The sequence below is a fragment of the Kineococcus sp. AC630 genome, assembly GCF_979255925.1.
Genome location: NZ_CEEDMJ010000006.1, coordinates 1 through 12,795, shown reverse-complemented (window position 1 = coordinate 12,795; position 12,795 = coordinate 1). Strand labels below are relative to the sequence as shown.

Here is a 12,795-nt window from a genome sequence, read left to right as displayed (position 1 = left end):
CTGCCCCTCACCGCGGGACGAGCGGTTCCCGTTCCACGTGGCGCAGCGAGCGGATCCCGCGCTCCAGGTGCCACTGCAGGAAGGCCGCCACGAGACCGCTGCCCTCGCGGCGGGAGCGCTCCTCCACGGCGTCGGCGATCTCCCACTCGCCGCTGAGCAGCGCCGCGAGGAGCGTGAGGGTCCGCGGGTCGGGCGCGGCGGAACCCGGCGGGCGGCAGGAGGAGCAGACGGCCCCGCCCGCGGAGATGTTGAACGCCGCGTGCGGGCCGGGTGCTCCGCACTTCGCGCAGTCGGTGAAGCTCGCGGCGTAGCCGGCGATGGCCAGCGAGCGCAGCAGGAACGCGTCGAGCACGAGCGAGGAGTCGTGCTCGCGGCGGGAGAGCGAACGCAGCGCACCGACGAGCAGCAGGTACTGCTGGGTCGCGACCTCCCGTTCCACCTCGGTGAACCGCTCGGCGGTCTCCAGCATCGCCGAGCCGACGGTGTAGAGGCCGTAGTCGGTGGCGAGGTTCTGCCCGTAGGGGGCCAGGACGTCGACCTGGGTGACGGTGTCGAGGGTGCGGCCGTGGTGGAGCTGGACGTCGATGCAGGTGAAGGGTTCCAGGCGCGCGCCGAACTTCGACGACGTGCGCCGCACCCCCTTGGCGACGGCCCGCACCCGGCCGTGGTGGCGGGTCAGCAGCGAGAGGATCTTGTCGGCCTCACCGAGCTTGGTGGCGCGCAGGACGACGGCCTCGTCGCGGTAGGTCTTCGCCCCGCCGATGCTCGATCCCCGCGCCCCCGCCACACCCCCACTCTAGGCGTCCCCCACCCGGAGGGGTCAGGCGGTGACGAGGCGGTCGCGCCCGGCGCGCTTGGCGACGTCGCAGGCGGCGTCCGCACCGGCGAGGGCCTCGGCGGCCGAGGCCGGCCCGGCCAACCCCACCGACGCGGTGACCCGCAGCCCGAGGGAGATCTCCAGCCAGGGTTCCTTGCGCACGACCTCGAGGAGGCGTTCGGCGGTCGGTTCGGCGTTCCGGCTCCCCGGGACCAGGACGACGAACTCGTCACCCCCGAACCGTACGACGATGTCGTCGTCGGAGACGTTGCGCTGCAGGAGGTCGGCGATGCGCTGCAGGACGGCGTCGCCGGCGTCGTGGCCGTGCTCGTCGTTGACGGCGCGGAAGCGGTCGACGTCGAGCAGGACGGCGCTGAAGCGCTGGTCGGGGCGCTCCAGGACCTGCTGCAGCCGGCGGCGGTTGCCGAGACCCGTCATCGGGTCGACGAGGGCGGCACGCCCGATGCGCTCGTGCTGCTCGGCCATCTCGCGCTGCTGGATGCGGTCCTGCAGGGCCTCGAACCGGCTCTCCCGGTCCTCCCACAGCCGCGACAGCGAGATCTGCGCGAGGAGCTCGAGGGCGTCCGCGGCCTCGCTGCGTCCGTCGCGCAGGACGGCGTTGCGCGCCCGGACGGCGAGCGCCGTGAGGCCCCAGACGTCGAGCTGGGTGGAGGAGGAGACGCGCTGGACGGCGGCGAGGAGTTCGGCGGCCTCGGTCTGGTCGCCGGCGTCGGCGCGCGCCTGGGCCATGGCGATGCGGGCGATCTGGGTCTCGGCGAGTTCCTCGCGCAGCCGGAACGCGGCCATCGCGGGCCGCAGCCGGCCCTGGGCGAGGTCGGTCTGCCCGGTGCGCTGCAGGACGAAGGCCTCGATGGCCTCGGCGCGGGCGAGCATCTCGGGGTAGCCGACGTCGTGGGCGAGCGCGCGCATGCGGGCGGCGCGGGCGAGGGCGACGGTGTAGTGCGGCCAGGCTTCCGGGGCGCGGCCGGCGACCTCGAGCATGGCGCCCCACGCGACCTGCAGGACGGCGGCTTCCTGGGCGACGTTGAGCTGGACCCGGGCGGGCGGGAAGGTGAGGGCGAGCATCTGGACCATGAGCTCGTCGGCGGGTTCGAAGAGCGCGAGGGCGTTGAGCGCGAGCGCGACCGACATCGTGGCCGAAAGGTGGTCGTAGGTGCGGATCGGCTGGGCGGAGACGATCAGCTGGCCCTCGGCGAGGTGGTCCATCGCGAGGGCGGTCATGCCGAGGTCGACGCGGGACTCGGCGAGCAGGGCGAGGGCCTTGGCGCGCCACACGGGTTCTGCGTCGGTGCCGAGGCGGCGCAGCAGGTGGCCGGCCTCTTCGCTGGCCTCGCCGGCACGACCGAGCTGGTGCAGCGCGACCCCGCAGATGAACTGCAGGTAGCGGGCGGTGCGCTCGTCGCCCGCGAGTTCGGTGAAGAGGAGGCCTTCGCGGCTGGCGGCGATGGCGGCTTCGCCGTAGCCGTCGAGGTAGAGGCGGTGTGCGGACTCCGCGAGGGCGTCGAAGGGTCCGAACGGACTGACGACCTCGAGCTCGTTGCCCACCGCGCCCCCTTCGATCACCTCGCCACGATCACACGTGGTGACAGATCTTACCGGGTGCGATCGCGGAGCGTGGCTGAATCTTCTAGATGCACGTTCAACCACCTCGCCCCGTGATCTTGTGCGGGACACCGCACGAGATCATGGGGCGAGAGGGGCTGGGCGTCAGCGCAGAGCGCGGTTCACCGCGGAGACGATGGCCTTCAGCGACGCGGTGGTGATGTTGTGGTCCACGCCCACCCCCCACAGGACGCGCCCGCCGACGGCGCACTCGACGTAGGCCGCGGCCTGCGCGTCGCCACCGGCCGAGAGCGCGTGCTCGGCGTAGTCGAGGACGCGGACGTCGACGCCCTGCTCCCCCAGCGCCGCGCAGAACGCCGCGATGGGGCCGTTGCCGGTGCCCTGGACGGTGGCGACCACCCCGCCGTCGTAGAGGTCGACCTCCAGGGTGTCCGCCCCGTCGACCACGCTCACGGAGCGGGTGCCGCGCAACGCGAACCGGCCCCAGTCGGGGGTGCCGGTCTTCGAGGGCAGGTACTCGTCGGAGAACACGTCGAAGATCTGCTTCGAGGAGACCTCGCCGCCCTGGGCGTCGGTGTGCTCCTGGATGACGCGGCTGAACTCGATCTGCAGCCGGCGCGGCAGGTCGAGCTGGTGCTCGGCCTTCAGCAGGTAGGCCACGCCCCCCTTGCCCGACTGGGAGTTGACCCGGATCACGGCCTCGTAGGAACGCCCGACGTCCTTGGGGTCGATCGGCAGGTAGGGAACGGCCCAGGGGATCTCGTCGACGGTCTTCCCGACGGCCGCCGCGTCGCGCTCCATCGCCTCCAGCCCCTTCTTGATGGCGTCCTGGTGGGAGCCGGAGAAGGCCGTGAAGACGAGGTCGCCGCCGTAGGGCACGCGCTCGCCGACGGGCAACTGGTTGCAGTGCTCGACGGTGCGGCGGACGTGGTCGATGTCGGAGAAGTCGATCTGCGGGTCGATCCCCTGGCTGAAGAGGTTCAGGCCCAGGGTCACCAGGTCGACGTTGCCGGTGCGTTCGCCGTTGCCGAACAGGCAGCCCTCGATGCGGTCCGCACCGGCCAGGTAGCCCAGTTCGGCTGCGGCGACACCGGTTCCGCGGTCGTTGTGCGGGTGCAGCGACAGCAGGACGTTCTCGCGGTGGGCGAGGTGGCGCGACATCCACTCGATGGAGTCGGCGTAGACGTTCGGCGTCGTCATCTCGACGGTGGCGGGCAGGTTGACGATCACCTGGCGCTCGGGGGTCGGCTCGAAGACCTCGATGACGGCGTTGCAGATGCGGGCGGCGAACTCGAGCTCGGTACCCGTGTAGGACTCCGGGGAGTACTCGTAGTAGACCGTCGTGTCCGGGATCGTCTCCTCGAACTTCCGGCACAGCCGCGCACCCTGCAGGGCCAGGTCGACGATGCCGTCCTCGTCGCTGCCGAAGACGACGCGGCGCTGCAGCACCGAGGTGGAGTTGTACAGGTGGACGATCGCCTGCTTCGCCCCGCGCAGGGACTCGTAGGTGCGTTCGATGAGGTGCTCGCGGGCCTGGGTCAGGACCTGGATGCGCACGTCGTCGGGGATGAGGTCGTTCTCGATCAGCGTGCGGACGAAGTCGAAGTCGGTCTGCGAGGCCGACGGGAAGCCGACCTCGATGTCCTTGTAGCCCATCTCGACGAGCAGCGTGAACATCCGCAGCTTGCGCTCGGCGTTCATGGGGTCGATCAGGGCCTGGTTGCCGTCGCGCAGGTCCACCGCGCACCAGCGCGGAGCCTTCTCGATGCGCTTGGTCGGCCAGGTCCGGTCCGGCAGTTCCACGGTGATCTGCTCGTGGAAAGGCAGGTACTTGCCGAAGGGCATCGGCGACGACGTCTGGGTGTTCTTCACTTCGTTCTCCTCATGAGCGGCTGGTGTGGCGGCCGGCACGCACGACGAGGTCCCGCGACGGGGAGACCGGCCTAGCTGGCCCCGCCGCGGCGACGAAGGAGGAGGTTCTCCAGACGAGCCACACCGACACCGTACCCCCACGGACCCCGTAGCGCTAAAGGCCCTGACCCACCTGACTTCGGGAGTCCGTGAGGACGTGTTCCACGCCGTCCCGCTCGCCGCTGATGATGTCCCGCGCCCGGGCAACCCCCACCGGGGTTCGGTGCACCCCGCCGACTCAGCGCACCTCCCACGCGTCGATCGAGTTCGCTTTCCAGGACCTGCGTCGTGAGCGCGAAGACGGCCGAGCCGGTCGAACCTCCGAAGGAGCGGACTGTTCGAGGTCGTCGAGGAGTTGGACCGCCTCGTCGCCCCAGCGGTAGGGACGTCGGTGGACGGGGATGCTGAACGTGCAACCGCTGGAGAAGGTCTTCTGCAGCGACCGCTCGTGGGCAGCCGGTTCCTGCGCCACCTCTCGTCCTCACGCTCCCTCTGCGAGTTGTTCCTGAGCGACCTCCGCTGGTGGTTCGGCCCTCGGCGGGTCCCCAGCGACGGGTGGCGGACAGCTGGGCTCTCAGTCCCAGCCGAGCGCCGCCCGGATCTGGGCGAGCGTGACACCCAGGACGTCGCTCAGCCCGACGTCGTGGCCCACTGATGTCAGCACCCGCACGCCTCGGTCGTGGGGCGCGATGACCCACACCTCGCGCACCCCCCGCGCGAAGTAGAACGGCACCTTCTCCCACGTCTCGTCGCCAGGGGACTCCAACTCCACGACGATCTCCACGGAGGGCACGTAGAGGTCCGCGTCGTCGACGGGCGATGCGGTCCAGCCCATGTCGGGAACGCGGTAGTCGTTGGCGTCGCCGAGGTTGAACTCGCCCGTCGGGTTGACTCCCCTCGCTCGCGCCACCTCGTGCAGCTCGGCGCTGAGCTTGTGCGCGAGCTTGCCGTGATCGCTCCGTGCGTGCGGAACCAGGTGGTAGACCCCGTCCCAGACCTCATCGCGCCCGTCCTGGCCGAGTCGTCGACGCTCGTCCAGCCACCCGTCGAGACCACCGTCGTTCACGACGTGGCGCACCCGCGTCTCAGTGGTCATCCCGCCCCCTGGGTCGTGCTCGCCCTGCCCATCGACTCGTACTCGACAGGATGCCACGACCACAGATCCCTGCATCGAACACGTCCTAGGTCATTGTCCGCAGATGTGGACGTGTGGCACGATGGCGTCACCTCCTGCCGATGACGAAGGACGGACATGCCCAGCCGCAGCACCACGAGCCGGATCACGCGGGTCGAGATCACCCCGGTCGCCTTCCGCGACCTCCCCCTGCTCAACAACGTCGGCGTCCACGAACCCTTCGCCCTGCGCAGCGTCATCGAGGTCGAGACCGAGGACGGCGTCCACGGACTCGGCGAGAGCTACGGCGACGCCGCCCACCTCGACCGCCTCCGCGCGGCCGCGGTCCGGCTCCGGGGTCTCGACGTCTTCGACCTGAACGCGCTGCAGCGCGCGGTGGTGGACTCCCTCAGCGGGGACACCACCACCGGTGGGCACGGCACGGGCCTGCAGATCACCACGTCCAACACCGCCGACCGCGTCGTCGCCGCGTTCGAGGTCGCCGCCCTCGACGTGCAGGGCAAGCTCGTCGGCCGCCCCGTCAGCGACCTCCTCGGCGGGAGGGTCCGCGACGAGGTCGCCTACAGCGCCTACGCGTTCTACAAGTGGGCCGCCCACCCCGGTCAGGAGGACGACGGCTGGGGCGCGGCACTGGACCCCGCCGGGGTCGTCGCCCAGGTCCGGCGGATGGTCGACGAGTTCGGGTTCACCGCGATCAAGCTGAAGGGCGGGGTCTTCCCGCCGGACGAGGAGGTCGAGGCGATCCGGGCGCTGCGCGCGGAGTTCCCCGACCTGCCGTTGCGCCTGGACCCCAACGGCGCCTGGACCCCCGAGACGTCGGTCCGGGTCGCCGAGCAGCTCGACGGGGTCCTCGAGTACCTCGAGGACCCGACCCCCGGACTCGAGGGCATGGCGAGCGTCGCGGCGAAGCTGCAGGGGCGGATGCCGTTGGCCACCAACATGTGCGTCGTCGCCTTCGGTCACCTCCCCCCGGCGGTCGCGCAGGACGCCGTCCAGGTCGTCCTCTCCGACCACCACTTCTGGGGCGGGCTGCGCCGGTCGCAGGACCTGGCCCGGATCTGCGAGGTGTTCGGGATGGGATTGTCGATGCACTCCAACTCCCACCTCGGGATCAGCCTCGCCGCCATGACCCACCTCGCCGCCGCGACCCCGAACCTCGACTACGCGTGCGACACGCACTGGCCGTGGAAACGACCCGAGGACGACGTCGTCCTCCCCGGGGTGCTGGCCTTCGCGGGCGGCGCCGTGAAGGTGCCGACCACCCCCGGCCTCGGGGTGGAACTCGACCGGGACGCGCTCGCCCGGTTGCACGAGCAGTACCTGGCGTGCGGCATCCGCAACCGCGACGACACGACCTACATGCGCACCGTCGACCCGGGTTTCCGCCCGAACACCGCCCGTTGGTGAACCCCACCCCCCGAACCGGAGATCCCGTGACCCAGCCCAGCGACCTCGCCCCCACCGACCTCTGCGCCGCCCTCGGCTCCGGTCTCCTCTCGTTCCCGGTCACCCACACCCACGCCGACCTCAGCTTCGACGAGGCCGGCTACCGCGACCACGTCGCCCACCTCAGCGGGTTCGGCGCGTCGGGGTTGTTCGCGGCGGGCGGCACGGGCGAGTTCCCGGCGCTGACGATCGCCGAGGTCCTCCAGGTCGTCTCCGCGACGGTCGAGGCCAACGAGCACCGCAGCCCCGTCGTCGGCCCGGTCGGGTACGGCACGTCCACCGCGGTCGAGATGACCCGGGCCGTCGAGGCGGCCGGTGCGGACGGCGTGTTCGTCCTGCCGCCCTACCTCAACGAACTCACCCAGCAGGGGCTGTACCAGCACGTCGCCGCCGTCTGCGGGGCGACGTCCCTCGGCGTCGTCGTGTACCACCGGGCCAACGCGAAGTTCACGGCGGCGACGGTGAACCGGCTGGTCGAGGAGTTCCCGAACTTCATCGGGTTCAAGGACGGCATCTGCGACATCGACCTGATGGCGACGTTGTACGCCACCCACGGCGACCGCCTCGTCTACGTCGGCGGGCTGCCCACGGCCGAGACCTACGCCCTGCCCTACCTGGAACTCGGGGCCACCACGTACTCGTCGGCCATCTTCAACTTCGCTCCGCAGTGGGCGCTGGACTTCTACGGCCGGGTCACCGCCCGGGACCGCGACGGCGTCTACGACCGCCTGCGGGAGTTCGTCATCCCCTACCTCGACATCCGCAACCGGACCAACGGGTACGCGGTCTCGATCGTGAAGGCCGGGATGACCGCCGCCGGCCGGCCGGCCGGTCCCGTGCGCCCACCGCTGGTCGACCTCACCGCGGGCGAACTGGCCGAACTGAGCGACCTGGTCACGAGGGTGGTCTGACGTGGTGGAGCTGACCGGCGACCTCGTCCTGCCGGCGACGGAACCGGACTCGTGAGCGGTACCCCCGTCGTCGTCGACGTCCGGGTCGTCCCGGTCGCCGGCCACGACGACATGCTGCTCAACCTCTCCGGCGCCCACGCCCCGTTCTTCACCCGCAACGTCGTCGTCCTCACCGACTCCGACGGGCGGACCGGCGTGGGCGAGGTTCCCGGCGGGGAGGCGATCCGCACCACGCTCGTCGAGGCGGGCCGGCTCGTGGTGGGGCGAACCGTCGCACGCCACCGCCAGACGCTGGCCGAGGTGCAGCGCACCTTCGCCGGCCGCGACACCGCCGGACGCGGCCTGCAGACGTTCGACCTTCGCACCGCCGTGCACGTCGTCACGGCGTTCGAGGCGGCGCTGCTGGACCTGCTCGGGAAGTTCCTGGAGGTCCCCGTCGCGGACCTCCTGGGGGAGGGACGGCAACGGGACCGGGTCCAGGCCCTGGGGTACCTGTTCTTCGTCGGCGACCGGAGCGCGACCGACCTGGCCTACCGGGAGGAACCGGACGCGGCCGACGACTGGTCGCGACTGCGGCACGAACCCGCGCTGGACGCCGCGGCCGTCGTGCGCCTCGCCGAGGCGGCGCAGGCGAGGTACGGGTTCGCGGACTTCAAGCTCAAGGGCGGTGTCCTCCCCGGTGAGCAGGAGGTCGAGGTCGTCACCGCGCTCGCGCACCGCTTCCCCGACGCCCGGATCACCCTGGACCCCAACGGCGGCTGGTCGCTGGCCGACGCGATCCGCCACGGCCGCGACCTGCGCGACGTCCTCGCCTACGCCGAGGACCCGTGCGGGGCCGAGGGCGGGTACTCCGGCCGGGAGGTGATGGCCGAGTTCAAGCGGGCGACCGGGATGCGGACGGCGACGAACATGGTCGCCACCGACTGGCGCCAGCTCGGGCACGCCGTCCGCGCCGGCGCCGTCGACATCCCGCTCGCCGACCCGCACTTCTGGACGATGGCCGGTTCCGTCCGCGTCGCCCAGCTGTGCGAGGCCTGGGGTCTGACCTGGGGTTCGCACTCCAACAACCACTTCGACGTCTCGCTGGCGATGTTCACCCACGTCGCGGCCGCCGCGCCGGGTGACGTCACGGCCATCGACACGCACTGGATCTGGCAGGACGGCCAACGCCTCACGACGGAACCGTTCCCGATCCGCGACGGCCACCTCGACGTCCCCACCACCCCCGGCCTGGGGGTGGAACTCGACGAGGAACGTGTCGCGGCGGCGCACGAGCTGTACCAGCGCGAGGGTCTCGGAGCCCGCGACGACGCGATCGCCATGCAGTTCCTGCACCCCGGTTGGACGTTCGACCCGAAGCGTCCCGCGCTCGACCGCTGACCATCCGAGGGGTGCAGGCGTAGGGTCGGGACCGTGAAGTGGGATCCCAGTCAGTACGCCCGGTTCGCCACCCCGCGCTCCCGGGCGTTCGGCGACCTGGTCGCGCAGATCCAGGCGAAGGCGCCGCGTGAGGTCGTCGACGTCGGCTGCGGGGCGGGGAACCTCACGGCCACCCTGGCCAAGCGGTGGCCGGGGGCCCGGGTGCGGGGTTTCGACTCCTCCCCCGACATGATCGCGAAGGCCCCGACCCACGCGGGCGTGGAGTTCGGCGTCGCGAGCGCCCAGGACTTCGACGCCACCGGCGTCGACGTCGTGGTCTCCAACGCGGTCCTGCAGTGGGTTCCCGAGCACCGCGACCTGCTGCGGACGTGGGCGTCCCAGCTCGCCCCCGGCGGGTGGCTCGCCTTCCAGGTCCCGTCGAACTTCGACGCCCCCTCGCACCGCCTCATGCGCGAACTCGCGGAGTCCCCACCCTGGCGCCACCGGCTGGCGGGGGTGCTGCGCGGCACCGAGTCCGTCGCGACGCCCCAGGAGTACCTCGACCTGCTCGCGGGGGCCGGACTCCTCGCCGAGGTGTGGCAGACGGAGTACCAGCACGTCCTCCCCGGCCCGGACCCGGTGCTGGAGTGGGTGCGCGGCACGGGGTTGCGCCCGGTCCTGCAGGCCCTCGACGCCGAGAGCGCCGTGGAGTTCGAGCGCGAGTACGCGGCGCTGCTCCGCGAGGCCTACCCGGCCCGCGACTACGGGACGCCGTTCCCGTTCCTGCGCACGTTCGCGGTCTCCACCGTCCCCGCCTGATCGACCTCCAGCAGTTCCAGCAGTTGCGGGGCCGGTGACGAGCCCGGGGACGTGACGACGGAGACGATCCACTCCGGGGTGTCGGCGGGCATCGCCGCCACCGAGAGCCGGGTCGCCTCGGGTTTCGCGGCCACGTGACGCGGCACGATCGCGACGCCGAGGCCCCGGCCCACGAGGTCGAGCAGCGCGTGCACGTCGCCGACGCTGAAGCGGACCCGCCGGTGCACGCCGTGGGCGGCGCAGGCGGCGTCGGTGATCGGTCGCACCCCCCACGAGGGGACGAAGTCGATGAACGGGAAGCCGGCCAGTTCGCTCCACTCCACGACGGAGCGCCCGGCCAGCGGGTGCTCGGGCGGGGTGAGCAGCACGAGCGGTTCGCGTCCGAGCTCGTCCGCGGACAGCGCCCCGAGGTGTTCCGTCGTCGCCACGAAGGCGAGGTCCAGCTCCGCCTCGCGCAACCGCCCCAGCAGGTCGTGCGACCCGGCCTGCTCGAAGTGGATCTCGACCTGCGGGAACCGGCGGTGGAACCGTTCGAGCAACGTCGAGACGTCGACGACGCCGAGGCACTGCTCGGCCCCGACCCGCAACGTCCCGGACAGCCGCTGGGTGGCCTGGACGACGGCGTCGCGCGCCGCGGTGGCCTGGGCCAGCATCGTGCGGGCGAAGGGCAGCAGCGCCAGTCCCGCGTCGGTCGGTTGCACCACGCGGGGGCTGCGGGCGAACAGCGCCGTCCCGAGTTCGTCCTCGAGCGTCCGGATCGCGGCGGACAGACCCGACTGCGACACTCCGCTCAGGGCGGCGGCCCGGGTGAACTGCCGTTCGTCGGCGAGGGCGACGACGTACTGCATCTGCCGGAGGTCCATGCCATGAATCCTACTTCTGCGAACGAGAAGAAGCAGATGTTGGACTTCTGACCGATGGGTTCCTAGGGTCGGACACGTGAAGCAGCGCAGCCTCGGACGCCCCGGATCCCCCACCACCCGCCAGGTCTCCGCCATCGGACTCGGCGGGATGCCCCTCTCCATCGAAGGTCGTCCCGACGACGACCGCGCGATCGCCACCGTCCACGCCGCCCTCGAGGCGGGCGTGACGCTCATCGACACCGCCGACGCGTACCACCGCGACGCCGACGAGGTCGGGCACAACGAGTCGCTCATCGCCCGCGCCCTGCGCGCGTACGGCTCCCCCACCGACGACGTCGTCGTGGCCACCAAGGGCGGCCACCTGCGTCCCGGCGACGGGTCCTGGACCAAGAACGGCGACCCCGCCTACCTCAAGGAGGCCGCCAAGGCCTCCGCGAAGCGCCTCGGCGTGGAGGCCATCGGCCTCTACCAGTTCCACCGTCCCGACCCCGACGTCCCCTTCGCCGACTCCATCGGCGCGCTCGTGGAACTCCTCGACGAGGGCGTCATCGTCCGTGCGGGCATCTCCAACGCCGACGTCGCCCAGATCGACGAGGCCGACCGCCTCCTCGGCGGCCGCCTCACCTCGGTGCAGAACCAGTTCTCCCCCGCGTTCCGCTCCAGCCAGGGCGAGCTCGAGCACTGCGCCTCGCTCGGCGTCTCGTTCCTGCCGTGGTCGCCGCTGGGCGGCATCTCCAACGCCGCCGACCTCGGGTCGAACCACGCGGTGTTCGCCGAGGTCGCGCAGGCCCACGGGGTCAGCCCCCAGCAGGTCACGCTGGCCTGGGAACTCGCGCTGGCCGACGTGGTCCTGCCGATCCCCGGCTCCTCCCGCCCGGCCAGCATCCAGGACTCCCTGGCCGCGGCCGACCTCGAACTGACCGCCGACGAGATCACCCGCCTCTCCGAAGGAGCCCGTTCGTGAAGACCCTCCCCCTGGGTGGAACCGACCTGCAGGTGCCCAACGTCGTCCTCGGCCTCATGCGCATCGCCGAGATGGACGACGAGGCGATCCGCACCCTCGTCGCGACCGGCCGCGAGGTCGGCATCACGATGCTGGACCACGCCGACGTCTACGGCGGCTCGATGCACAAGTGCGAGGAGCGGTTCGCCGAGGCGGTGACCCTCAGCTCCTCCGAGCGCGAGAACACCATCATCCAGACCAAGGCCGGGATCGTCCCCGACGGCCCGTACTTCGACTTCTCCTACGAGCACATCATCGCGTCGGTGACGGGTTCGCTGAAGGCGCTGAACACGGACTACATCGACGTCCTGCTGCTGCACCGTCCCGACGCCCTCGTCGAACCCGAGCAGGTCGCCAAGGCGTTCGACGAACTGCACGCCGCGGGCAAGGTCCGCGCGTTCGGGGTCTCCAACCAGAACCCCGGCCAGATGGACCTGCTGCGCAAGCACGTCACGCAGCCCCTGGTCGCGAACCAGTTGCAGCTCTCGATCACGCACGCCCCGCTCATCGCCCAGGGCGTCGCCTCGAACATGCAGGGCCTCGACCAGTCGATCTCCCGCGACAGCGGAACCCTCGACTACTGCCGCCTGCACGACATCACCGTGCAGGCCTGGTCGCCGTTCCAGGCCGGGTTCTTCGACGGGGTCTTCCTCGACAACCCGAAGTACCCGGAACTGAACGCCGTCCTGGACCGCCTGGCGAAGCAGTACGACGTTCCCACCATCGCGATCGCCACCGCCTGGATCACCCGGCACCCGGCGAACATGCAGGTCGTCCTGGGCACGACCAACCCCGAACGGGTGCGGGCCGCGGCCCAGGGTTCGGACCTCGCGCTGACCCGGGCGGAGTGGTACGAACTGTTCCGCGCCGCGGGCTACCGGGTCCCCTGAGGTCCCTGAGCACCCTCCCCCCACTCGGCACCGCCGCCCCCGCCCCCCGGGCGGCGG

11 protein-coding genes are annotated in these 12,795 nt (G+C 71.5%); 6 read left to right on the top strand and 5 right to left on the bottom strand.

The features are described from left to right. Positions 1-7: 7 nt before the first annotated feature. The 4 genes from recO to AC0I8G_RS07850 form a co-directional block, all read right to left on the bottom strand. Positions 8-787, bottom strand: coding sequence for a DNA repair protein RecO (gene recO / locus AC0I8G_RS07865; protein WP_471729422.1), 780 nt, complete (start codon positions 785-787; stop codon positions 8-10). A gap of 33 nt (positions 788-820) precedes the next feature. Further along, on the bottom strand, positions 821-2,401 hold the full coding sequence (locus AC0I8G_RS07860) for a GGDEF domain-containing protein (RefSeq protein WP_471729421.1): 1,581 nt from the start codon (positions 2,399-2,401) through the stop codon (positions 821-823). A 144-nt stretch (positions 2,402-2,545) separates the two neighbouring features. Next, positions 2,546-4,273 (bottom strand): 2-isopropylmalate synthase, encoded by a 1,728-nt coding sequence (gene leuA, locus AC0I8G_RS07855; protein ID WP_471729420.1) that lies wholly within the window; start codon positions 4,271-4,273, stop codon positions 2,546-2,548. A gap of 613 nt (positions 4,274-4,886) precedes the next feature. After that, positions 4,887-5,408 carry a Uma2 family endonuclease gene (locus tag AC0I8G_RS07850; RefSeq protein ID WP_471729419.1) on the bottom strand — a complete coding sequence of 174 codons (522 nt, stop codon included), beginning with the start codon at positions 5,406-5,408 and terminating at the stop codon, positions 4,887-4,889. A gap of 156 nt (positions 5,409-5,564) precedes the next feature. On the opposite strand from AC0I8G_RS07850, the gene AC0I8G_RS07845 reads away from it, so the two are divergent. The 4 genes from AC0I8G_RS07845 (at position 5,565) to AC0I8G_RS07830 (ending at position 9,982) form a co-directional block, all read left to right on the top strand. Next, the gene (locus AC0I8G_RS07845; protein ID WP_471729418.1) at positions 5,565-6,854 is read left to right on the top strand and encodes a glucarate dehydratase family protein; all 1,290 of its coding nucleotides are present in this window, start codon (positions 5,565-5,567) and stop codon (positions 6,852-6,854) included. 26 nt (positions 6,855-6,880) lie between these two features. After that, positions 6,881-7,804, top strand: a complete 924-nt coding sequence (locus AC0I8G_RS07840) for a 5-dehydro-4-deoxyglucarate dehydratase (protein ID WP_471729417.1) — start codon at positions 6,881-6,883, stop codon at positions 7,802-7,804. 111 nt (positions 7,805-7,915) lie between these two features. Further along, positions 7,916-9,184 carry an enolase C-terminal domain-like protein gene (locus AC0I8G_RS07835; protein WP_471729593.1) on the top strand — a complete coding sequence of 423 codons (1,269 nt, stop codon included), beginning with the start codon at positions 7,916-7,918 and terminating at the stop codon, positions 9,182-9,184. A 33-nt stretch (positions 9,185-9,217) separates the two neighbouring features. Then, complete coding sequence (locus AC0I8G_RS07830; RefSeq protein WP_471729416.1) at positions 9,218-9,982, top strand: trans-aconitate 2-methyltransferase; 765 nt, start codon at positions 9,218-9,220, stop codon at positions 9,980-9,982. Here AC0I8G_RS07830 and AC0I8G_RS07825 read toward each other — a convergent pair. After that, positions 9,925-10,845, bottom strand: coding sequence for a LysR family transcriptional regulator (locus AC0I8G_RS07825; protein ID WP_380260210.1), 921 nt, complete (start codon positions 10,843-10,845; stop codon positions 9,925-9,927). The genes AC0I8G_RS07830 and AC0I8G_RS07825 overlap by 58 nt on opposite strands. A 76-nt stretch (positions 10,846-10,921) precedes the next feature. Here AC0I8G_RS07825 and AC0I8G_RS07820 point away from each other — a divergent pair, with 76 nt between their 5' ends. Then, positions 10,922-11,809: an aldo/keto reductase gene (locus AC0I8G_RS07820; protein ID WP_471729415.1), complete on the top strand. Its 888-nt coding sequence runs from the start codon at positions 10,922-10,924 to the stop codon at positions 11,807-11,809. After that, positions 11,806-12,738: an aldo/keto reductase gene (locus AC0I8G_RS07815; protein WP_380260212.1), complete on the top strand. Its 933-nt coding sequence runs from the start codon at positions 11,806-11,808 to the stop codon at positions 12,736-12,738. Before AC0I8G_RS07820 ends, AC0I8G_RS07815 begins: the two co-directional genes overlap by 4 nt. Positions 12,739-12,795: the final 57 nt, after the last annotated feature.